Consider the following 21,920-nt stretch of genomic DNA (forward strand, 5'->3'; position numbering starts at 1 on the left):
GGCCGCTATGGGCTTGTTGGTGGAGGGTCGCTGGTACGACCGTTGGTACGATACGGCGAAAAGTGGCGGAAAGTTTGAGCGGGAAGCGTCCAGCTATCGTCACTGGATTACCGTGGACGGTTCCGCCGGGGATAATGGCGAGGCTGGTTTCAAGGCAGAATCCGGGCGATACCATCTGTATGTCTCCATGGCCTGTCCCTGGGCTCACCGCACACTGATTCTGCGTAAACTCAAAGGCCTGGAGCAACACATCTCGGTGTCTGTGGTCCATCCCGACATGTTGGAAGATGGATGGCAGTTTGCTCCGGACAGCGATGATCATTGTGACCATCTCTACGGATTGCGCTACCTTCATCAGCTATACACCCGCGTAAACTCAGTCTATACCGGCCGCGTGACCGTGCCGGTGCTGTGGGACAAGCAGGCCCAGACCATCGTCAATAATGAATCTGCAGACATTATCCGTATGCTGAATTCGGCGTTTGATGGCCTGGACGGGGTTCGTAGCGACCGGGATTTTTACCCCGAAGCCCTGCGGGCGGAGGTCTCGGCTGTCAATGAACGGGTCTATCACGCCGTCAATAACGGGGTCTATCGAACCGGCTTTGCGACCTCTCAGGAAGTCTATGAACAGGCCTGTTCGGAAGTGTTTTCCGGGCTGGACTGGCTGGATCAGCGACTGTCCGGTCAGCGTTACCTTGCGGGCAATCGGCTGACGGAAGCCGACTGGCGACTGTTTACCACGCTGATCCGGTTCGATGCGGTTTACTATGGCCATTTCAAGTGCAACCTGCGCCAGATCCGCGATTACCCTCACTTATCGGCCTACCTGAAAGACCTCTACCAGGTGCCGGGGGTGGCCGAGACGGTCGATTTCGAACAGATCAAGCGTCATTACTACGTCAGTCAGCGCAGCATCAATCCGACCCGGGTCGTGCCACTGGGGCCTGAACTGGATTTCTCGGGGGAGCATGGCCGCGGGAAGCTGGGGCCGGATCTGGTCTGAGTGTCGGGCAGTCTGGATAAAAGGGAGGCTCAGCCAGCCGGAAAACCGGTCTGGCTGGTCGCTTTTGGGGAAGGCGTGCCGGTCAGTTAACCCGGGCGACGGCTACTTCGGTCAGCAATTCCAGGGCTTCTCTTGCAGGTGAGGCCTCAAGGCAGGCCAGGCAAGCCCTTGCCTTGCCAGCTTCTTCTCTGGCTTTTGCCATGGTGTACTCAAGGGCGCCGGAGCGATCAACAATCGCCAGAATTTCACTGAGCTGGTCGAGCCCCCCTTTACGGATGGCTTGACGAATCAGGGTGCTTTCACTGTCGCTGCTGTTGGCCATGGCGTGAATCAGGGGCAACGTCGGCTTACCCTCTGCGAGATCGTCGCCGACGTTCTTGCCCATGGTTTCTGCATCGCCGCGATAGTCCAGAACATCGTCCACCAGCTGGAAAGCCATGCCCAAGTGCTTGCCATAGTCCCGCAGCGCGGTTTCCTGGGTCGGAGTGGCGCCGGACAGCAGGGCGCCGGAATGGGAGGCCGCTTCAAACAGCTTGGCGGTCTTGTTGTGGATGACCTCCATATACTGTGCTTCGCTGACATCGGGGTTGCGGACGTTCATCAATTGCAGAACTTCGCCCTGAGCGATGACGGCGGTGGCGTGAGACAGGACCTCCATGATTGCAAGGCTTTTCAGCTCAACCATCATCTCAAAGGCGCGGGCATAGAGGAAATCACCTACCAGCACGCTTGGCGCATTGCCCCACTTGGCGTTGGCGGTGGAGCGGCCGCGCCGAAGGTCCGATGTGTCGACGACATCGTCGTGCAGCAAGGTGGCGGTGTGCAGGAATTCAATCACTGCGGCCAGCTTCAGGTGCTCGTCACGATCATGCCCCAAGGCTTTGGCGCTAAGGAGAACCAGCAGTGGGCGCAGGCGTTTGCCGCCACTTTCAATGATGTAGTGGGCGATTTTCTCGACCAGCGGGACATCGGATGAGAGTCGACGGATAATCAGGTCATTGACGCGGCTAAAGTCTTCCGCGACGGTATCGTAAATGCGCTGCGCTGTCATGCGGGCGGTTCCGGTCTGTTGAAAAGTAAGGCGGGACGCGGCCATGCTAGGTACTGGCGCAGTGAGTGTCAATATGAGAGCGAATCACCCTTGTAAAGCATGGGCGGTTTTCGTACAATTCGCGCCCCAACTCATCCCAACCTGCGCTCCCTGCTATAGGGTTGCCAAAGCGCTTCCCTTAGAACCAGGTGGATAAGAGCAGGGATGGGTCCATAGCGGAGATCATCCATGTACGCAGTAATTGTTAGCGGTGGCAAGCAGCACCGCGTGAAAGAAGGCGAAACTCTCAAGCTGGAAAAGCTGGAAGTGGAAACCGGTGGCAACGTTGAGTTTGATCGCGTCCTGCTGGTTGCCGACGGCGACAAGATCCAGGTTGGTGCGCCGGTAGTTGAAGGTGCCAAGGTGACTGCCGAGGTGGTTAGCCATGGTCGTCACGACAAGGTTCAGATCATCAAGTTCCGTCGTCGTAAGCATCACATGAAGCGTCAGGGCCACCGTCAGTGGTTTACTGAAGTCAAGATCACGGGCATCAAGGGCTAAGGCTCTTAGACAGGTCCCAGTAAAAGGAGGCTAGCAATGGCTCATAAAAAGGCAGCAGGTAGTACCCGTAACGGTCGCGATTCCGAGTCTAAACGACTTGGTGTCAAGCGCTTCGGTGGTGAAACTGTTTCTGCAGGCAGCATCATCGTTCGTCAGCGCGGCACCCGTTTCCACGCTGGTAGCAACGTTGGCCTGGGCAAAGACCACACTCTGTTTGCGAAAGCAGACGGTCAGGTCAAGTTCGAAGTCAAAGGTCCTCAGAACCGCAAGTTTGTGAGCATCGTTCCGGCGGCCTAAGCCGCGGCGATCTCAGGTTCTGTAGAACCATGGATTGCTCTGATAAGATCTGATCATCAGAGCAATCCGGAGCCCCGCAATGCTTCTCAGAGGCTGCGGGGCTTTTTAGTTTATGCGCCATAGCGCAAAGGGTTAACCGATGAAATTTGTAGATGAAGCCACCATTATTGTGGAAGCCGGCAAGGGCGGGCATGGTTGTCTGAGTTTTCGGCGTGAGAAGTACGTCCCCAAGGGCGGCCCGGATGGTGGTGACGGCGGCGATGGCGGTTCCGTGTATTTGCAGGCCGACAGTTCGCTGAACACCCTGATTGATTACCGGTTTCAGCGTAAATTTCGGGCTCAGAATGGCGAGCCTGGTGCGGGCCGGAACTGTTCGGGAAGCAAGGGTGAAGATCTGGTGCTGCCGGTTCCCGTAGGTACCACTGTGGTCGATATGGATACCGATGAGGTGCTGGGGGATCTGACCAGTGAAGGTCAAAAGCTCAAGGTGGCCCAGGGTGGGTTTCATGGGCTCGGCAATACCCGCTTCAAGTCATCGGTGAACCGGGCGCCGCGTCAGACCTCGCCCGGTTCTGAGGGTGAGGCGCGTAACCTGCGACTGGAGCTGAAAGTGTTGGCCGATGTTGGGTTGCTGGGGTTGCCTAATGCGGGAAAATCTACCTTTATTCGTGCGGTGTCGGCGGCAAAGCCGAAGGTTGCCAACTACCCGTTCACCACGCTGGTTCCAAACCTGGGTGTGGTCAGCGTGCAGGCGCATCAGAGCTTTGTGATAGCGGATATTCCCGGGTTGATTGAGGGTGCCGCAGAGGGGGCGGGTCTGGGTATTCGTTTCCTCAAGCATCTGGTGCGTACCCGTTTGTTGCTGCATCTGGTGGATGTGGCGCCTTACGATGGTTCTTCGCCGGCGGACAATGTCAGGGCGATTGCCCACGAGCTGGAAAAGTTCAGTGAGACGCTGGCTGGCCGGGATCGCTGGCTGGTTCTGAATAAGGTCGATATGGTGTCGGAGGATGAGCGCGAGGCTCATTGTCAGGCGATTATTGATGAGCTCAACTGGACCGGGCCGGTGTTCCGGGTTTCGGCGCTGAGTGGCGAAGGTACCCGGCCGTTGGTGCAGGCTGTTATGCGCTGGATTGAGTTGCGGGCCGAAGAAGAAGCTCAGAATCCGGAAGCGGCTGAGCTGGAGCGTGAACGCCGGGTGCGGATGGATGAAGAGGCGCGCGCAAGGATCGAGGCGGATCGTGCTGCCCGCCGGGCGGCGCGTGAGAACAACGATGATGACGATGACGATTTCGACGACGATGATGATTACGGCGTCGAAGTGGTGTATGCACCGGAGTAAATGAAATCCCATGAGTGAACGTTCCCAGCTGTCCCGGGCTCGCCGACTGGTCGTCAAGATCGGCAGTGCTCTGTTGACGAATGATGGTCGCGGACTTGATGTGGCAGGTCTTGGTCACTGGGTTGATCAGATTGCGGCGCTTATCGCTGACGGCGTCGAGGTTGTGGTGGTGTCTTCGGGATCGGTTGCCGAAGGTATGAGTCGTCTGGGTTGGGCAAGTCGCCCGGAACAGTTGCATGAATTACAGGCGGCGGCAGCGGTTGGTCAGATGGGGTTGGTGCAAACCTGGCAGGATCAGTTCCGCCGCCATGATCGTCATGCTGCCCAGATTCTGCTGACTCATGATGACCTGTCTGATCGCAAGCGTTATCTCAACGCTCGCAGCACGCTGCGGGCGTTGCTGGATTTTGGCGTTATCCCGATTGTTAACGAGAATGATACGGTCGTTACGGATGAGATCCGTTTTGGGGATAACGATACCCTGGGAGCGTTGGTTGCCAATCTGATCGAGGCGGATGGTCTGATCATTCTCACAGACCAGCTGGGGTTGTTTGACAAGGATCCGCGCAAGAATCCGGATGCTGAAATGGTGATTGAGCGCAAGGCCGGGGACCCGGAGCTCGACGCCATGGCGGCGGGTGGCGCTGGTGCTTTGGGTCGTGGTGGTATGCAGACCAAGGTTCGTGCGGCCCGTCTGGCGGCCCGTTCTGGCGCGTTTACGGTCATTGTTGGTGGTCGAATTGAGCGCGTGGTGAATCGTTTGGTGCAGGGTGAGGTGCTGGGGACCCTGTTGCTGCCGGAGCAGGGGCGGATTGCGGCCCGTAAGCAGTGGCTGGCAAGTCATCTCAAGACCCGTGGTCAGTTGGTGCTGGATGCGGGGGCGGTCAAGGTGCTGTGCCGGGGAGGGCGTAGCCTGCTGCCGGTTGGCGTGAAAGGGGTGAGTGGCCGGTTCCGCCGCGGCGAGATGGTGTCCTGTGTCGATGAGGCGGGGCGGGAGGTTGCCCGGGGGCTGGTGAACTACGATGCCGATGAGGCGACGGCCATTGCTGGGCGTTCCAGCGATCGCATTGTTGAGGTGCTTGGTTATATTTCAGATGAAGAGATGATTCATCGGGACAATATGGTCATTGTCTGAGCTGGCGTTGTCCGGGTTTGCTCGCCCGGGGTTTTTCCAGACATAAAAAAACCGGCTTCTGCCGGTTTTTTTATGTCCGCTAAGATTAGGCGCTTTTCAGGGCCTTGATCTTGGCGTTCAGGCGGCTCTTGTGGCGAGCAACCTTGTTCTTGGCGAAGATGCCCTTGTTGACCATGCTGTCGATGATCGGCTGGGCCTTCTGCAGGGCTTCCTGTGCACCCTCGTAGCTGCCGGCTTCGATCTGGGCGTTTACTTTCTTGAGGTAAGTGCGCGCCATGGAACGCAGGCTGGTGTTGTGCTTGCGGTTCTTCTCGTTCTGACGTGCGCGCTTCTTGGCTTGTGGGGAATTTGCCACCGTGTAACTCCTGAAAATCTGCTGTTCGTTGCTGATAACGATCTGTGTGAAATCGCGTGCGCGCCAAACCACCAGCGCGTCGAAATAAATGACGCGGAACTATGCCGCCACTGCCGCAAAAAGTCAAGGCTGTTGCTGAATTCGTGCCGTATTGACAGGTCTCTGTGATAAACTCGCCGCTCGCTCTAGCCGGGCGCTTGTGGGCCCTGTCCGGGGGTTCCTTGTGGATTTCCGAGACGTTGGTTTTCCAACGCTGTGGGTTCCTGAATCTCAGGCGCTGGCTGATCTTTGACTGTTACGGGCCTCCATCTTTATGAGTGCTGACGCACCGCAACCAAAAACTCCGCCCTCGGCGGCTCCGAAAGCTCCGGGCCTGCTCCGTTCCTCTGCTGTCGTTGGCGTCATGACCATGTTGTCCCGGGTTCTCGGGTTGGTCAGGGATATGGTCATTGCTCGCTATTTTGGTGCCGGTGCGGGGGCCGATGCCTTCTTCGTTGCCTTCAAAATCCCCAACTTCCTCCGTCGCCTGTTTGCTGAAGGCGCCTTTTCCCAAGCGTTTGTACCGGTGCTGTCGTCATACCGGGAAACCGGTTCCATCAGCGAGGTTCGTCGTCTCGTCAATGCGGTGTCTGGAACGCTGGGGCTGGTGCTGTTGGGTGTGACGCTCGCTTCGGTGCTGGGGGCGCCCCTGCTGACCGCGGTGTTCGCCCCCGGATTCCTGGATGAGCCGGCCAAGTTTGATCTGGCCAGCAGCATGCTGCGGATCACCTTTCCATACCTGTTGCTGATCTCCCTGACGGCCTTTGCCGGCGCCATACTCAACAGCTACGATCGCTTCGCGATTCCGGCCTTTACGCCGGTGTTGCTGAACCTGGCAATGATTTGCGCCGCAATCTTCCTGTCGCCGGTCATGGAAACGCCGGTGCTGGCACTGGCCTGGGGGGTATTCATTGCCGGGGCTCTGCAGCTGTTTTTCCAGCTGCCGTTCCTGATGCGTCTGGGGTTGCTGCCGCGGCCGCGGGTGGACTATCGGCACGAGGGCGTTCGCCGGGTGCTGAAGTTGATGGCGCCCGCGCTGTTTGGGGTATCTGTCAGTCAGATCAATCTGCTGCTGGATACGATTCTCGCCTCCCTGTTGCAGACCGGTTCGGTGTCCTGGCTGTATTACTCGGACCGCTTGTCAGAGTTGCCGCTGGGGGTCTTCGGCATAGCGATTGCGACGGTGATCCTGCCCAGCCTTTCCCGTAAGCACGCGGCGGATTCGCCGGATCAGTTCGCGCAGACTCTGGACTGGGCTGTGCGGGGGGTGTTGCTGATCGGTGTGCCGGCGGCGTTGGCGTTGGCGCTGCTGGCCGATCCGTTGATTGCCACCCTGTTCCATTACGGAGAGGTTACCGATCGTGACGTCGTCATGGCGGGTGGCAGCCTGCGCGCGTACTCGCTGGGGTTGTTGGCGTTCATGCTGATCAAGGTGCTGGCGCCAGGTTTCTTTGCCCGCCAGGATACCCGAACGCCGGTTAAAATCGGGGTGATTGCCATGGTTGCCAATATGGCCTTCAACCTTGCGCTGATCTGGCCGCTTGCCCATGTCGGGTTGGCGTTGGCGACGTCGTTATCCGCCTGGCTGAATGCCCTGTTGCTATGGCGGGGGCTGAAGAAAGACGGTGCCTGGAAAGGGCAGCCGGGGTGGGGAAGATTCCTGTTGCAGCTGGCGGTTGCCAATGGCGCGCTGGCGGGTGTCATTCTCTGGCTCGGTCAGCCAACTGACGCCTGGCTGGCGATGCCGGGGTTGCAGCGGGCATCTGATATGGCGGTGCTGGTTGGTGCTGGGCTTGGCTGCTACTTTGTTGCCCTGGCGGCGGTTGGCGTGCGGGTAAGACATTTTCGCCAGAGGTAGGTTATAATCGCTCGTTTTCTCGCCAGCGGGCTTGGTCCGCTGGGTTGTCAGTAACCGCTGCGTATCCCTGCGAGGAGACGTGGGCGGAAGAAAAAAGAAACAGGGGTGCGCATTACATGCGGCTGATTCGAGGGCTGGCCAACCTGCAATCGTTGTCTCGGCAGGGAACGTCTCCGCTGGCCAGCGGGTGTGTGGCAACGATCGGTAACTTTGACGGTGTTCATGTCGGGCACCGGGCAATTATCAATCAGGTGTGCGACAAGGCCAGGGAGCTGAAACTGCCAGGTGTGGCGATTGTGTTCGAGCCACAGCCCCGAGAGTTTTTTCAGGGTAACGACGCTCCCCCGAGATTGAGCGATTTCCGCGAAAAATACCGCCTGCTGCTGGACGCCGGTATCGATACGGTACTGTGCCTGCGTTTTGATGAGCAATTCCGCAGTTACTCCGCCATGGGGTTCATTAACGATCTGCTGATCCAGGGGCTTGGTGTTCGCCATCTGGTGGTTGGCGATGATTTCCGCTTTGGCTGCGACCGTGCCGGAGATTTTGAGCTGTTGCAGCGGGTAGGTCAGGAGTGCAGTTTCTCCGTCGAGAATACCCGAACCATCACGGTGGATGGTGAGCGGGTCAGCAGTACCCTGGTCCGGGAATCCCTGGCGGCCAATCAGTTGGCACGGGCAGAATCCCTGCTGGGGCGTCCTTATGCCATTGCGGGCAAGGTGATCTACGGCCGCCAGTTAGGGCGGCAGATCGGCGCACCTACGGCAAATATTCGCCTGAAACGCCAGGCACCCCTGCGAGGCGTCTATGTGGTGCAGGCTGAACTGCCCGATGGCCGGTTGTGTGACGGTGTCGCCAATATCGGCTTGCGGCCCACGGTAGACGGGCGCCAGCCGTCACTGGAAGTGCACCTGTTTGACTTTGCTGGCACACTGTACGGCCAGCGCCTGCGGGTGACATTCCGGCACCCGCTGCGTGACGAAGTAAAGTTTTCATCCGTCGATGCCCTGAAAGCACAAATTGCCCAGGACATGGTGGATGCCCGTCAGTGGCTGGCCGGACACTGAATTTGGCCGAGAAGATGACTCGGTAATACACAGTATTAATCGTTGTACTTAGCCGTTTTGTACTTAACCGTTTGAAAGTACCCACAGGTAACCATGAGCGACTACAAGCATACCCTGAATCTGCCTGAAACCGCCTTCCCGATGCGCGGCAACCTGGCCAAGCGCGAGCCGGACATGCTCAAGCGCTGGCAGGACCTGGATGTCTACGGCAACCTGCGCAAGCAGCGGGAAGGACGTGACAAATTCATCCTGCACGATGGCCCTCCCTATGCCAACGGCAGCATTCATATCGGTCACGCGGTCAACAAGATTCTGAAGGATATGATTGTCAAATCCCGTAGCTTCATGGGCTACGATGCGCCATATGTGCCGGGCTGGGATTGTCATGGCCTGCCCATTGAGCACAAGGTCGAGCAGGATATTGGCAAGGCCGGGGTCAAGGTTGACTACAAGACGTTTCGTCAGGCTTGCCGTGAGTACGCCGCCAAGCAGGTTGAGGGCCAGAAGGCCGACTTTATTCGTCTCGGTGTCATGGGTGAGTGGGACAAGCCCTACCTGACCATGGACCCCAAGGTTGAAGCCGGTATCGTTCGGGCATTGGGCAAAATTGTCGCCAAGGGCCATCTGGTGCGTGGCTACAAGCCGGTGTACTGGAGTGTGGTTGGTCAGTCGGCCCTGGCCGAAGCCGAAGTGGAATATCAGGACAAGACATCGACCCAGATTGATGTTCGGTTCACCGCAGTGGATCAGCCCAAGGCGCTGTCACTGTTTGGTACGGAGCAGGGCGAAGGCGCTGTTTCTGTAGTGATCTGGACCACCACCCCCTGGACTATCCCTGCGAACCAGGCGGTTTCACTGAACGCCGATCTGGACTACGCCCTGGTTCAGGTGGATGCCGGAGCGGGGCCTGAGCGACTGATTCTCGCAGCCGCCATGGTGGATGACATCATGGCGCGCTGGTCGTTGGAGGGCTTCGAGGTTCTGGGAACCTGCCGAGGCTCAGAACTCGAACACCTGGCCCTGCAGCACCCGATCTTTGACAAGCAGGTGCCGGTAATCCTGGGTGATCACGTGTCTACCGACGCTGGTACCGGTGCTGTTCATACCGCACCGGACCACGGCATGGAAGATTTCGTGGTGGGCCAGCACTATGGCATTGGCACCCTTAACCTGGTGCAGGCCGACGGCACCTACACCTCCGCTGCAGGCGAGTTTGCCGGTATCCATGTCTACAAGGCTGACGAGCCGGTTTGTGAGGCGCTGACCCGCGAGGGCAAGTTGGTCTTTACCGAGAAATTCCGTCACAGCTACCCTCATTGCTGGCGTACCAAGACACCGCTGATCTATCGTGCAACACCGCAATGGTTCATCAGCATGGAGAAGGAAAATCTCCGTGCCGATGCCCTGGAAGCGATCAAGGGCGTGCGTTGGGTGCCTGCCTGGGGTCAGAACCGTATTGAGGCGATGTTCGAGCAGTCGCCGGACTGGTGTATCTCCCGCCAGCGTACCTGGGGGGTGCCAATCACCCTGTTCATTCATAAAGAAACCCAGGAACTGCACCCGGACACTGCCAGCTTGATCGAGGCTGTGGCGAAGGAAGTTGAAGCCGGCGGCATCGACGCCTGGTACGACCTGGATGCCAGTACGTTGCTGGGAGCTGAAGCCGGTCAGTATGAGAAAGTCCTCGATACCCTGGATGTCTGGTTTGATTCCGGAGTGACCCACGACTCGGTTCTGCGTCCGCGCCCTGAACTTGGTCAGTTCCCGGCCGATCTGTACCTTGAGGGTTCTGATCAGCACCGGGGCTGGTTCCAGTCGTCACTGAAAACCTCCATCGCGATGAATGGTGTGGCTCCGTACCGCCAGGTGCTGACCCACGGATTTACGGTGGATGGCCAGGGTCGCAAGATGTCCAAGTCCCTGGGTAACGTGATCGCGCCTCAGGAAGTCATGAACGAGCTGGGCGCCGATATTCTCCGCTTGTGGGTATCTGCGACTGACTACAGCGGCGAAATGACCGTATCCAAGGATATCCTGCGTCAGACTGCGGATGGCTACCGCCGCATCCGTAATACCGCCCGCTTCCTGCTGAGTAACCTCAACGGTTTTGATCCGACAGAGCACCTGGTGGCAAACGAAGACATGATTGCCCTGGATCGCTGGATGGTTGATCGCGCGTTGCAGCTGCAACAAGAGCTTAATGAGGAATACCAGAACTACGCCTTCCTGCGGATTTTCCAGAAGGTGTACAGTTTCTGTGAAGCCACGCTGGGCGGTTTCTACCTCGATATCATCAAGGATCGTCAATACACCACCAAGGCCGACAGCCTCGCCCGTCGTTCCTGCCAGACCGCGATGTACCATGTTGCCGAGGCATTGGTGCGCTGGATTGCCCCGATTCTCAGCTTTACCGCTGATGAGATCTGGCAGCATCTGCCCGGTGAACGCGGCGATACCGTGTTCTACGAGACCTGGTACGAAGGCCTGACCGCTTTGCCTGATGCCGAAGAGCTTGGCCGTGAATACTGGCGTGAAATCTACAGCGTTAAGGAAGCCGTGAACAAGTGCCTGGAAGACGCCCGTGGCCGTGGCGAGATCAAGGGTTCTCTCAGTGCGGAAGTGACGCTCTACTGCGAAGGCCAACTGGCTGAAAAGCTGGGTCATCTGGGGGAAGAGCTGCGTTTTGTTCTGATCACGTCGGAAGCCACGGTCAAACCGGTTTCCGAGGCCGAAGGTGCCGAGCAGACGAACCATGAAGGCTTGCTGGTCAAGGTTCAGGCGACTGGACACAGTAAGTGCGAGCGTTGCTGGCATCACCGCGAGGATGTTGGCCAGAACGAGCAGTTTGGCGATCTCTGTGGCCGCTGTGTCGACAATGTGGAAGGGGCCGGTGAAGCCCGTTCGTTCGCCTGATGGATCATGTCATGACTGAGCAGGATTCAACAGGCTCCAAGTTACGCTGGTTGTGGCTGGCGGCGCTGGTCATTGCACTGGATCTTGGTACCAAGGCCGTGGCCAGCGCCATGCTGAGCTACGGCGTGCCGGTGCCGGTGATGCCGCTGTTCAACCTGACCCTGCTGCACAACACCGGTGCCGCCTTCAGCTTCCTCGCGGATGCTGCTGGCTGGCAACGTTGGTTCTTTGTAGTGCTTGCGCTGGTGGTCAGTGTGGTACTGGTCGGTTGGCTGCGGGGCCTGGGACGTAACGAAACCTGGACCGCTATTGCGATCACCCTGATTCTCGGCGGTGCACTGGGTAATGTCTACGACCGGGTCATGCATGGCTATGTGGTCGATTTCCTGCATTTCTATTGGCAGGACTATCATTTTCCCGCCTTTAACCTGGCTGATACCGCCATCACCATCGGGGCAGGAATGTTGATTCTCGATATGTTCCGCAAACCGTCCGATGAATCCGGAAGGAGTAGTGATTCCAAATGAATGAGCTTCCCGTTGACAAGGGTACTCGTGTCACCCTGCATTTTGCCCTGAAGTTTACGGACGGTCAGGTGATTGATTCCACCTTTGACAAGGAACCGGCCAGTCTCGAAATTGGCGACGACAACCTGCCGGAAAATTTTGAGGCTTACTTGCTGGGCATGAAGGCTGGAGATCAGGCGAGTTACGAAGTGCCGCCGGAAAAGGGCTTTGGTCAGACCAACCCCAACAACGTCCAGGTGTTCAAGCGCTCCGATTTCAGTGCCGAAATGGTGCTTGAGCCCGGCGTGATGATCTCCTTTGCCGATGCGCGCCAGACGGAACTGCCAGGCGTCGTCAGCCGGGTTGAGGGCGATGAGGTCACCGTGGACTTCAACCACCCATTGGCTGGGCGTACACTGGTGTTTGAAGTGCAGGTCATTGATGTGGAGCCGGCAGGGCCGGCCCACTGATTCGTCAATCCGCAACCGTCAATGCAGGACTCCAGTATGCAGATTCGTCTCGCTAACCCCCGTGGCTTCTGTGCCGGTGTGGATCGCGCCATCGAAATCGTCAACCGGGCGCTGGATGTATTCGGGGCACCCATCTATGTGCGCCACGAAGTGGTTCATAACAAGTTTGTGGTCAACAATCTGCGTGACCGTGGTGCGATCTTTGTCGATGAGCTGGACGAAGTCCCAGACGATCATTTGGTGATCTTCAGTGCCCATGGCGTCTCTCAGGCGGTGCAGAATGAAGCTGCCCGGCGCGGCCTCAAGGTATTTGATGCGACCTGTCCGCTGGTCACCAAGGTTCATATGGAGGTGATGCGCTACAGCCGCGACGGCCGCGAATGCGTGTTGATCGGGCACCAGGGGCATCCGGAAGTCGAAGGCACCATGGGCCAGTACGACTACAGCAACGGCGGCCAGATCTATCTGGTGGAAGACGAGGCGGATGTGGCAAAGCTGGCGGTCAACGATCCGTCAAAGCTGGCGTTTGTGACTCAGACAACGCTGTCCATGGATGACACTGCACGGGTAATCGACGCCCTGCGTGAGCGCTTTCCCGATATTCAGGGGCCCCGCAAGGATGACATCTGCTACGCCACCCAGAACCGTCAGGATGCGGTCAAGCAGCTCGCCGGAGACTGTGACCTGATGTTGGTGGTTGGCTCCCCGAACAGCTCCAACTCCAACCGCCTGCGTGAGCTGGCGGAACGGATGGGTACGCCAGCGTACCTGATCGATGACGCCAGTCAGATCGACCCAACATGGTTGAATGGCCGCAGGGCTGTTGCCGTAACCGCAGGCGCATCGGCACCAGAGGTGCTGGTCAGCGAAGTGGTCAAACGGTTGCAGACACTGGGTGGCGAGGCGCCGCAAGAGGTCGCGGGACGGGAGGAGAACATTGTGTTCTCGATGCCGAAAGAGCTGCGGATTGATGTGGTTGAGGTGAGTTAAGGTCTTTCGAATTTCCTGCAGGGGGAGGCTGGAAAGTGTGATGTAAGTTGCTAATTCTCCCCCTTGCTCTCCGTTTATCCTCTCTGACACACCGTTTATCGCCCCATCATGGTCAGTTACATTGCCGGCAGTTAACCTTAAGGTGGCTGAAAATGGAAACTGACCATGAATTTTCTCAAAAAATCCCGCGGATTTACTCTCATTGAGCTTATCGTCACGATAGCTGTGTTTGGCGTGATCATCGCATTAGCGGCGCCGTCTTTTCAGAATATGGTGATCTCTAATCGAGTCGCCTTTGATCGTGATGAATTTTTTAACCTGTTGCAGTTTGCCCGCAGTGAAGCCATCAAAAATGGCACGGCCGTCACCATCTGCAAATCTTCCAACGGCAGCAGTTGCGACAACTCACTCGGTTGGAACGGTGGTTGGCTTCTATTTGCCGACACTGATCGTGATGGCGTTCTGGATGCCTCTGGCGACAAAGTCATCAAATCAGTTGATCCACTTGAAGGCCTGGTGGTTGTTACCCAGAGCAATGGTGACAATCTAGTGACGTTTGAAAGCCGTGGGCTATTGATCGATGGGGATGGGGTCTTTACGTTTTCGCATTCTGCTGGTGCTCAGTTCACCAAATCAGTGGACTTGGGGATAACCGGCAGGGCAACGAAAGGATGACTGTTATGGCGAGAATTAACGCCCAGCGTGGGGCGGGTCTGATCGAGGTATTGGTCGCTGTGCTGGTGCTTGCGGTTGGTCTCTTGGGATTAGCGGGTTTACAGACGCAAAGTCTTCGTTTTAACAACGAAGCTTACTTTCGCACGCAAGCCAGCCTTCTGGTTATGGATATGGCTGATCGGATGAGAACCAATATGGAACAGGTGCGAGAGCAGGTCAGTACCTACACCATTGAGAAAACAGATACGGTCCCAGTAACGGTAAGGTCCTGTCAGACCAGTGTTTGCAATGCCAGTCAGTTGGCTGAGTTTGATTTTCAGCAGTGGCGCCAGCGAGTGGACCAGGTGCTGCCGGGGGCCACGGTTGAGGTTAAGCCTGATTCTGCGGGGGTGGGTACGCCATGGCGGGGTTTTACGATCACTATTGAATACGAGAGTACAGATAGCCCTACGCCACAGGTACTTAGTTATAGAGTTAGGATATAGGGACTTCCTTTATGAAAGATCTATTTGCTTTAAACCGGCAATCCGGGTTGTCGCTCGTGGAGTTGATGATTGCCTTGGTCCTTGGGCTCATTCTGTCGGCTGGTGTCATCACAATATTTATATCTGCAAAACAGGATTATCAGCTGCAGGATGCAGTTTCCCAGATTCAGGAGAACGCACGCTTTAGTCTGGAATTTCTTGCTCGGGATATCAGGATGGCCGGTTACTCTGGCTGTTCCAATGATATGCCAACGGCAAACTCCATTGAGAACGCACCGGCGAATGTCGGCGACTATGATAGCGGCATCAACGGTTATGATGGTGATAACGGTACGTTGCCTTCTACCTTCACCAATGCCCTCGCGGGCACCGATGCCGTTGTTATTCATACTGCAAATGTCGCTTCTGATCTTCAGGTTCAGAATCATAACCCTAATGCCGCTCAGATTGATGTTACGACCGATCATAGTTTTAAGCCCGGCGCCATCATGATGATTGTTGATGCAAACTGTTCGAACCGCGGAATTTTTGTTATGTCGGGGCCAACGAACAACAATGACAATGCGGACAACGTGGTTCACAACACGGGGCAGACCTTCTCCTATGGCAGTGTGACAGGTGTCACTAATTGCACCAAAGCGCTCAAGGGCGAGTTTGATTGTGACAACATGGCGGGTGCATCGAATACGGCATACTCGGATGGCTCCAGTGTCTTTGGTATTACCTCCGTTGGCTACTACATCCGTGACCCCGCGCTGGACGCGACCATCTCCTCACCCACGTTATACCGTGTTGATTTTTCCAGTGACTATATCGTTGGCGCCGCGGATAGCATGCAGCCACTGGTTGAAGGTGTTTCGGATATGGATGTTCTTTACTGTGTTAAAAATGGCGCTGAAGTGCAGTACAAAACAGCCGACGCCGTTGAAGCTGCTGGCGAATGGTCTCAGGTGGTAGCGGTAAGACTGGAAGTGGAGGCCGAAAGCATCACTCAAGTTGACGGAGCTCCGCTGACCCGTACGTTTGTTCGAACTATTCAGTTGAGGAATCGCGGATGAGTAGTGCACACCTGCAACGGGGAAGTGTGTTGATAGTCAGCTTGATCTTTCTGCTGTTGTTAACACTGGTCGGAATCAGTGGGATGAACATGACCAGCCTCGAAGAGAAAATGACGGGGAATTTTCGAGACCATGATCTTGCCTTTCAGGCTGCAGAGGCCGCGCTGATTGAAGGTGAACAGTATGTCGAAGAAAATTTCGACATTCGTTTTGCTTTAACCAATCCAGCGTGTACTGGGGCTAATTGCTACACGGCCTCTTGCACCAACGGATTGTGTTTCTATGGGACCTTTGAAAACTCTTCCACTCCGGTACCGGACTGCAACGCTGGAACCACAAAGGAATGGGAAGACAATGCGATTTGGACCAACGCGACAAAACATCGGGTGGTTGCTAGTGGAAACCAACTGGAAGGCACGGTTGAGAACGCTCGTTTCATTATTGAGTTTCGTTGTTTTGTTCCCCGGGATTCACAGAATGCCTCGCCAGACCCAGATGTGTTTGCTCAGTGGACGCCAGCCTTTCGGATAACGGCATTGGCAAGTGGTGCGTCTACGGATTCCCAAGTGATGCTGCAATCAACTTACAAACTGGTGCAGTGAAAACTGTGCCGGGAGAGCTGAAATGAAAAAATTGACGAAGTTCTTGTTTGTTTCCAGCCTGGTTTTGCTCGCCCAGGGCGCAGGTGCGGTGACGGTTAACTCGGATTTACTGAGTTCCGGCGACTTTACATTGCAGCCACCGGTGTTGACTGCACGGGAAACGCCTTTGGTCATGCTAGGCTTGTCTGTTGATAATCAGTTGTTTTATAAGGCATATACTGACTATACCGATATAGATAGTGATGGTTTGCTGGACACCACCTACAAAGGTGGCTTTGACTATTTTGGCTATTTTGATAGCAAATGGTGTTACGACTACGACGAGACGAATAAGGTATTTACCCCTGACGTTTTGGCCACCGGGCCCAATGGCCACAGCTGTGATGGAAGTAACTGGAGTGGGAATTTCCTTAACTGGGCGACTATGACGCGAATTGATATTCTGCGTCGGGTGCTCTATGGCGGACAACGCTCAACCGATACTGACAGTGGAACCATTCTTGAACGGGCCTACATTCCCAGTGATGTTCATGCTTTTGCCAAGGTATACAGTGGGAGTGATATCAACACGCTTACCCCTTTTTCATCGGCAGAATTGACCAACGGTACGCTGACTATCTGTAATGTGTCTTCGGCCCATCCATACACGTCCACGAGTCTTCCGGAAATGAGATTGGCCAGCGGTAATTACCGGCGTTGGTCCATCAATGAAGCGACGCAGTGTCAGTGGGACTCTGGAGACAACGCTCCTCCCAGCGTGGAAAGGCTGAACGAGCGCGTTGTTCGTGTTCAGGCCTGTGTGGCCGGAAAAGATGCTGACAGTGCCGATTGTAAAGCCTATTCAAATGGTACGGTTAAACCGGTTGGATTGTTGCAGCAGTATGGTGATTCTGGCGAGCTCAAGTTTGGTCTGATCAGCGGAAGCTACGAGAATTACGTCTCGGGAGGGCGGTTGCGTAAGAACATTGGCTTCATCGGCTCCAACCCTGATCCGGCCTTGGATGAAGTCAGCCAGAGCTCAGGCCGCTTCAATGCGGTGGACGGTATTATTTCCTCAATAGATTCTCTGAGAATTATCGGTTGGAACGGATCGACTTACACCGAAGCGTACGCATGCGGCGACTTCGTGATAAGTGTTGACGATTTTGAAAGTAAGACAAAGCCTTGTCGTGACTGGGGCAATCCGGTTGCTGAAATTTATGCCGAAGCCGTGCGTTACTTTGCCGGTGCGACGGCGCCCACGGCTGCGTACTCTTCCGGTAGCGATACCACCTACATTGCAGCCCTGAAAGATGCGACCTGGCCTGCAAGCCTTGGGGTTAACCCGTTGAATGCCAACACCGCTTGCGCGGCATGTTCCATCATCATGATTTCGTCCGGTGTAGGCTCCTTTGACGGCAATGAGCTGGACTCGGTTGCCGATATCGAAGGGCTCTCCGGTGTTACTGACGTTGCGGCCAAGACGGATGCGGTGGGTGTGTCAGAGTATGGTTCATTCCCTCAAAGCTTCCTGATTGGGGATGATTCCGTGGCTGGGAATAACAACGAAAACTTACTGTGTACCTCTAAAACAATCGCCGGTCTTAGTAAGGCTTTCGGACTCTGTCCTGAAGCACCTGCATTGGAAGGCGGGTTTCTGATAGCCGGGCTTGCGAACCACGCCAAGACAACGGATCTTCGTACGGATGCCGGAATGACTGGGCGTCAATCCGTGGATACCTACGGAGTGGAGTTATCCGAATCTGCTCCCAAAATTGATATCAAAGCGGGGGCAGGGCTCATCAGTTTCCTGCCCGCATGTCAGGCCGCAGAAACCAACGGAAATGACTGGAGTCCTTGTAGTCTTTTTGATGTCGAAGTGCTGAAGACCGAGAGGAATGCCGAAGGCAATATCGTGTCCGGAACGCTGTTGTTCTACTGGGAAGCGTCATCTTGGGGCAGTGACTACGATCTGGATGGTGCTCAGGTGGTAAGCTTCTGTGTTGGGGGCAGCAGTAGCGCCTGTGATTCGGGATTCACGGATGATCGTACTGGAGCAACGTATGATGACTCCGTGGTCGAAAGTGGTCGTGTCCGTTTTACCCAGGGGGTGGCGTATTCCGCTGCTGGCCGTAAGATGCGATTTGGAATTGTCGTCTCCGGAAGTGAAGGCAATGATGGCGTGGGGGACTGGCTGGAGCGTCCGGGAGGTCAGAATCGCAACGATCTTTGCCAGTTAAGCTTTCTTGGAGACGATGGCAACCCCGTGATGCCTATCCCCAATGATACGGCAGCCGCAGAGGCCGGGTGTACCGACTCTCAAAACGACTACGCCTACAACCCAGAGGATGACTCTTATGAACCTTCTGCGACTCCCGGGGCAAATGTTCTGACTAAACCGTTGTTGCTGGCGGCCAAATACGGTGGTTTCAGAGACCTTGATGGCAGCGGCGATCCTTCCTACAACGGTTCTGTCACTGACACCCGGGAGTGGGACCTGGTTAACAACCGTACGGGGGCTAATGGGCGTGACGGTGTCCCGGATAACTACTTCTATTCAAGCAACCCTGGATTGCTCGCGGGGCAATTGCAGCGGATCTTTGCTTCGTTGGTGGCTCGGACGGCCTCCGGTACTAATGCCGCGGTAGTAGCCAATACCAGTTCTGGAATTGGTGCCGTTTACCAGGCCTTATACCAGCCAAGGTATTCTCTGGGATCCCAGACTGTTACCTGGACCGGAACTCTTCGGGGGATCTTTATCGATGATGCCGGAAATTTGCGGGAAGATTCTAACGGTAATGCTCAGCTGGATGATTATGCGACCGACAAGCGCGTTGGGTTGTACTTTGATCCAAGCCTGGAAAAGACGTTTGTCCAGCGATACGCCCAGGACGTAAACGGCAACTTTGTACCCAGTGGTGCGCCTGTTGACGTTCATGAACTGAAGCCTATCTGGAGTGCGGTGGACAGGCTGGCGTTGTCGAGTGCTCCGGATGAACAACGAGCTTCCTACGGAAATGTCGATACAGATCGGCGGTACATTTTAACGGCTTTGGACCGAAACGCCGATGACGAAGTCGATCAGAACGATGTGGTTCCGTTGCTGTCATCGTCATTGTCCAGCGTCTATGCCAATTACCACGAGTATTTCGGCTTGTCACAGGCTTCAGAGGCACCAGGTCTTGTTGATTATCTTCGCGGGAAGGAAGTTGCGGGCTATCGAAGCCGGACCATCGACTATGACCAGGATGGTATCAGCGAGGTGTGGCGTCTGGGCGACATCATCCACTCAACGCCTGCGGTTGTGGCCACGCCGAAGGAAAATTACGGTGACCTGTTCAGTGATCCGACCTATGAGGCGTTTGTGAATCAGTACCGTAATCGCCGCCAAGTGGTTTACGTCGGGGCAAACGACGGGATGATTCATGCATTTAACGGTGGATTCTGGGACTCCGGAAGCCGCGCGTTCATGACACAGCCAACGGGGGCTGTTTCTGTTGCCAACCGGCCTTTGGGTCAGGAACTTTGGGCTTACGCTCCTTATAACCTTTTACCTCACTTGCGTTGGCTGACAGAGCAGGATTACCAGCATGTTTATTACATGGACGGTGAGCCTCTGACATTTGACGCCAATGTTTTCCCCAATGACGCCACCCATACCGATGGCTGGGGAACGATTCTGGCTGTGGGTATGCGGTTTGGCGGTTCACCGATCCAGATAAGCGTTGATGGTGGAACTGAGGTGATGAGGTCTGGGTATGTTTTGTTTGATGTCACGGATCCGGAACAGGCACCCCGATTGCTGGGTGAAATCACAGCTCCTGATTTAGGGTTCACTTTGGCTAAGCCTGCCGTGATTAATAATCGTCAGCCAGCTGTGGATTATGATGCCGGCACGATCGACTGGGATAACCCTGCGGTCAATGATTGGTATCTGGTCCTGGGCAGTGGCCCCCGTGGTACCGGTGCCTTGTCCTCGGCTGAAAGTGACCAGACTCCCCGGTTATTTGCCATCGACCTGGAGCAGCTGGTTTCCAATTCCTATACCGATGCTGCTGCGGCCAGCGTGTTTACGACCATTGCTGGCGGTAACCCGTTGGATCTGGGAGGCGGTAACGGGTTTGTTGGCGGGATAGAGGTGTCTGACTGGGACAACAGTAACTCGGATGATGCTCTTTACGTTGGCACGGTAGAGGGTCCAGCTGCCACTCCAATCGGCCAGCTACACCGGATCCTGCTTGAAGATAATGATGGAGAAAGTCAGGCTGTCTATGGTCTTAGTGGTGCTCAGCACAGCGTGATCATGAATCCTGCACAACCGATCCAGGCTACACCGATAACCACCAGAGATAGGTATGGGGAGCGTTGGATTCTGTTTGGTACAGGGAAGCTGCTGGTTCCAGTCGATAACAATATCAATGGTCAACAGCATTTTTATGGCATAAAAGAGCCCAGAAGTAATGGCGAGCTGACCTATGGTCCGGTGTCTCCGTCGGCGCTGGTGGATACCACGGATATCGCTGTATTTGAGTCCAGCGGAGAAGTTAAAGATATTTCTTCCGGTACCCCCAGTCAGTTGACTATCGGTGGCGTTAATATCGATACATTTAGTCAACTGGAGTCAGAAATGACGGGGTATCCGGGGTGGAAAGTGCGGATGCATTACGACGGCTCTTTACCGTCAGGGCGAGTGACCGGTCATGCCACGCTGAACCCTGCGAACCGTTCCCAGTTTGCGTTCACCGAATATGTTCCACCAGCGCAGAGTTGCGATCTCGATGGCGATAGCTATCTGCGCTTGCTGTCGCTGCTGACGGGTACCTCGACACCGGATGCACCGTTGTCCACATCGTCAGACCACGTGGTGAACGATCACGAAATGTCTTTGAGCGTTGTCAGTATTGGCGCGGGATATGCGTCAAGTGTGACGTTCCACCAAGGCGGTACGGGTACCTTGAACGCCATCACCAACATGTCCACAGGGTCCATCAATACGACAGCTACTTCGGTCGTAGTCCCCGCGAGTGGGCGACAGTCCTGGCGTCAGATTGACACTTTGTCCTTCTAAAGGGAGCGAATTAAATGCAACGTGGATTTACATTAATTGAGCTGATGATCGTGGTTGCAATCGTGGGGATTCTTGCCGCGATTGCATACCCCAGTTACCGTGACTCAGTGATGCGCTCAAACCGGTCGGATGCTCTTACTACGTTATCGAGCTTGAGCGCGGCGCAGGAGCGCTTCTACACGCGAAGCGCCCCAGCGTCGTATGCCGCAGATTTCAGGGATCTCCTGGGAACGGCCTATGCCGTTGGAACCACCCAGATCACCTCAAATGAAGGTTTATATACGATCACTCTGGCTAACACCGGGTGCAACACAACCGTTGGCGGTGTCACTGTGTATTCCTGCTTCACCCTCACAGCACAGCCCGCAACGGGCCGTGGGCAGGTTGACGATTCTACGTGTTGGAATATTGTCCAAACCCAGATAGGGAAAAGTTCCGCCAACAAGGGAGGGACAGCAAATGCAGCGGGTACCTGTTGGTAGCT

Annotated in this window: 19 protein-coding genes; 17 read left to right on the plus strand and 2 right to left on the minus strand. The window is 55.8% G+C overall.

All coding sequences use genetic code 11. The annotated features are described in order from the left end of the window. Positions 1-7 precede the first annotated feature (7 nt). Positions 8-1,006, plus strand: a complete 999-nt coding sequence (locus BLV11_RS13845) for a glutathione S-transferase family protein (protein ID WP_091815575.1) — start codon at positions 8-10, stop codon at positions 1,004-1,006. Between the two features lie 82 nt (positions 1,007-1,088). Here BLV11_RS13845 and ispB read toward each other — a convergent pair whose 3' ends face one another. Beyond that, positions 1,089-2,057: an octaprenyl diphosphate synthase gene (gene ispB / locus BLV11_RS13850; RefSeq protein ID WP_091815578.1), complete on the minus strand. Its 969-nt coding sequence runs from the start codon at positions 2,055-2,057 to the stop codon at positions 1,089-1,091. Positions 2,058-2,285: 228 nt separating this feature from the next. On the opposite strand from ispB, the gene rplU reads away from it, so the two are divergent. The 4 genes from rplU to proB all read left to right on the plus strand — a co-directional run bounded on the left by rplU (position 2,286) and on the right by proB (position 5,371). Then, complete coding sequence (rplU, locus tag BLV11_RS13855; protein ID WP_091815583.1) at positions 2,286-2,597, plus strand: 50S ribosomal protein L21; 312 nt, start codon at positions 2,286-2,288, stop codon at positions 2,595-2,597. Positions 2,598-2,633: 36 nt separating this feature from the next. After that, entirely contained in the window at positions 2,634-2,894 is a 261-nt protein-coding gene (rpmA, locus tag BLV11_RS13860) for a 50S ribosomal protein L27 (protein WP_091815587.1), read from the plus strand. A 139-nt stretch (positions 2,895-3,033) separates the two neighbouring features. Beyond that, a complete protein-coding gene (gene cgtA, locus BLV11_RS13865) occupies positions 3,034-4,236 on the plus strand; it encodes an Obg family GTPase CgtA (protein ID WP_091815590.1) in 1,203 nt (400 codons plus the stop codon). A 10-nt stretch (positions 4,237-4,246) separates the two neighbouring features. Then, positions 4,247-5,371: a glutamate 5-kinase gene (gene proB / locus BLV11_RS13870; RefSeq protein WP_091815595.1), complete on the plus strand. Its 1,125-nt coding sequence runs from the start codon at positions 4,247-4,249 to the stop codon at positions 5,369-5,371. An 85-nt stretch (positions 5,372-5,456) separates the two neighbouring features. Here the strand turns inward: proB and rpsT are convergent, their stop codons facing one another. Beyond that, on the minus strand, positions 5,457-5,726 hold the full coding sequence (gene rpsT, locus BLV11_RS13875) for a 30S ribosomal protein S20 (RefSeq protein WP_091815598.1): 270 nt from the start codon (positions 5,724-5,726) through the stop codon (positions 5,457-5,459). Between the two features lie 313 nt (positions 5,727-6,039). Here rpsT and murJ point away from each other — a divergent pair, with 313 nt between their 5' ends. The 12 genes from murJ to BLV11_RS18420 all read left to right on the plus strand — a co-directional run bounded on the left by murJ (position 6,040) and on the right by BLV11_RS18420 (position 21,918). After that, positions 6,040-7,623, plus strand: coding sequence for a murein biosynthesis integral membrane protein MurJ (murJ, locus tag BLV11_RS13880; RefSeq protein ID WP_091815600.1), 1,584 nt, complete (start codon positions 6,040-6,042; stop codon positions 7,621-7,623). Positions 7,624-7,739: 116 nt separating this feature from the next. After that, complete coding sequence (gene ribF / locus BLV11_RS13885) at positions 7,740-8,690, plus strand: bifunctional riboflavin kinase/FAD synthetase (RefSeq protein ID WP_091815604.1); 951 nt, start codon at positions 7,740-7,742, stop codon at positions 8,688-8,690. A 93-nt stretch (positions 8,691-8,783) separates the two neighbouring features. Further along, positions 8,784-11,603 carry an isoleucine--tRNA ligase gene (gene ileS / locus BLV11_RS13890; RefSeq protein WP_091815606.1) on the plus strand — a complete coding sequence of 940 codons (2,820 nt, stop codon included), beginning with the start codon at positions 8,784-8,786 and terminating at the stop codon, positions 11,601-11,603. Next, positions 11,603-12,130, plus strand: a complete 528-nt coding sequence (gene lspA / locus BLV11_RS13895) for a signal peptidase II (protein WP_091815609.1) — start codon at positions 11,603-11,605, stop codon at positions 12,128-12,130. The genes ileS and lspA overlap by 1 nt, the downstream gene beginning before the upstream one ends. Then, positions 12,127-12,579, plus strand: a complete 453-nt coding sequence (fkpB, locus tag BLV11_RS13900; protein ID WP_091815615.1) for an FKBP-type peptidyl-prolyl cis-trans isomerase — start codon at positions 12,127-12,129, stop codon at positions 12,577-12,579. The genes lspA and fkpB overlap by 4 nt, the downstream gene beginning before the upstream one ends. A 36-nt stretch (positions 12,580-12,615) precedes the next feature. Next, positions 12,616-13,569 carry a 4-hydroxy-3-methylbut-2-enyl diphosphate reductase gene (gene ispH, locus BLV11_RS13905; RefSeq protein ID WP_091815618.1) on the plus strand — a complete coding sequence of 318 codons (954 nt, stop codon included), beginning with the start codon at positions 12,616-12,618 and terminating at the stop codon, positions 13,567-13,569. 165 nt (positions 13,570-13,734) lie between these two features. Then, entirely contained in the window at positions 13,735-14,244 is a 510-nt protein-coding gene (locus BLV11_RS13910; protein WP_091815747.1) for a GspH/FimT family pseudopilin, read from the plus strand. A gap of 5 nt (positions 14,245-14,249) precedes the next feature. Then, entirely contained in the window at positions 14,250-14,729 is a 480-nt protein-coding gene (gene pilV / locus BLV11_RS13915) for a type IV pilus modification protein PilV (RefSeq protein ID WP_245726036.1), read from the plus strand. Between the two features lie 11 nt (positions 14,730-14,740). Next, positions 14,741-15,787 (plus strand): PilW family protein, encoded by a 1,047-nt coding sequence (locus BLV11_RS13920; RefSeq protein ID WP_091815750.1) that lies wholly within the window; start codon positions 14,741-14,743, stop codon positions 15,785-15,787. Next, complete coding sequence (locus tag BLV11_RS13925) at positions 15,784-16,389, plus strand: pilus assembly PilX family protein (RefSeq protein ID WP_091815626.1); 606 nt, start codon at positions 15,784-15,786, stop codon at positions 16,387-16,389. The genes BLV11_RS13920 and BLV11_RS13925 overlap by 4 nt, the downstream gene beginning before the upstream one ends. Positions 16,390-16,411: 22 nt before the next feature. Next, positions 16,412-21,436 carry a pilus assembly protein gene (locus BLV11_RS13930; RefSeq protein WP_091815633.1) on the plus strand — a complete coding sequence of 1,675 codons (5,025 nt, stop codon included), beginning with the start codon at positions 16,412-16,414 and terminating at the stop codon, positions 21,434-21,436. A 14-nt stretch (positions 21,437-21,450) separates the two neighbouring features. Beyond that, the gene (locus tag BLV11_RS18420) at positions 21,451-21,918 is read left to right on the plus strand and encodes a type IV pilin protein (protein ID WP_091815637.1); all 468 of its coding nucleotides are present in this window, start codon (positions 21,451-21,453) and stop codon (positions 21,916-21,918) included. The last annotated feature ends 2 nt before the right edge of the window (positions 21,919-21,920 follow it).

The organism is Marinobacter mobilis, from assembly GCF_900106945.1.
Taxonomy (GTDB): Bacteria; Pseudomonadota; Gammaproteobacteria; order Pseudomonadales; family Oleiphilaceae; genus Marinobacter; species Marinobacter mobilis.

Coding starts and splice junctions, on each gene's coding strand:
- BLV11_RS13845 (WP_091815575.1), top strand. CDS start 8: ATGGGCTTGTTGGTGGAGGGTCGCTGGTACGACCGTTGGTACGATACG.
- ispB (WP_091815578.1), bottom strand. CDS start 2,057: ATGACAGCGCAGCGCATTTACGATACCGTCGCGGAAGACTTTAGCCGC.
- rplU (WP_091815583.1), top strand. CDS start 2,286: ATGTACGCAGTAATTGTTAGCGGTGGCAAGCAGCACCGCGTGAAAGAA.
- rpmA (WP_091815587.1), top strand. CDS start 2,634: ATGGCTCATAAAAAGGCAGCAGGTAGTACCCGTAACGGTCGCGATTCC.
- cgtA (WP_091815590.1), top strand. CDS start 3,034: ATGAAATTTGTAGATGAAGCCACCATTATTGTGGAAGCCGGCAAGGGC.
- proB (WP_091815595.1), top strand. CDS start 4,247: ATGAGTGAACGTTCCCAGCTGTCCCGGGCTCGCCGACTGGTCGTCAAG.
- murJ (WP_091815600.1), top strand. CDS start 6,040: ATGAGTGCTGACGCACCGCAACCAAAAACTCCGCCCTCGGCGGCTCCG.
- ribF (WP_091815604.1), top strand. CDS start 7,740: ATGCGGCTGATTCGAGGGCTGGCCAACCTGCAATCGTTGTCTCGGCAG.
- ileS (WP_091815606.1), top strand. CDS start 8,784: ATGAGCGACTACAAGCATACCCTGAATCTGCCTGAAACCGCCTTCCCG.
- lspA (WP_091815609.1), top strand. CDS start 11,603: ATGGATCATGTCATGACTGAGCAGGATTCAACAGGCTCCAAGTTACGC.
- fkpB (WP_091815615.1), top strand. CDS start 12,127: ATGAATGAGCTTCCCGTTGACAAGGGTACTCGTGTCACCCTGCATTTT.
- ispH (WP_091815618.1), top strand. CDS start 12,616: ATGCAGATTCGTCTCGCTAACCCCCGTGGCTTCTGTGCCGGTGTGGAT.
- BLV11_RS13910 (WP_091815747.1), top strand. CDS start 13,735: ATGAATTTTCTCAAAAAATCCCGCGGATTTACTCTCATTGAGCTTATC.
- pilV (WP_245726036.1), top strand. CDS start 14,250: ATGGCGAGAATTAACGCCCAGCGTGGGGCGGGTCTGATCGAGGTATTG.
- BLV11_RS13920 (WP_091815750.1), top strand. CDS start 14,741: ATGAAAGATCTATTTGCTTTAAACCGGCAATCCGGGTTGTCGCTCGTG.
- BLV11_RS13925 (WP_091815626.1), top strand. CDS start 15,784: ATGAGTAGTGCACACCTGCAACGGGGAAGTGTGTTGATAGTCAGCTTG.
- BLV11_RS13930 (WP_091815633.1), top strand. CDS start 16,412: ATGAAAAAATTGACGAAGTTCTTGTTTGTTTCCAGCCTGGTTTTGCTC.
- BLV11_RS18420 (WP_091815637.1), top strand. CDS start 21,451: ATGCAACGTGGATTTACATTAATTGAGCTGATGATCGTGGTTGCAATC.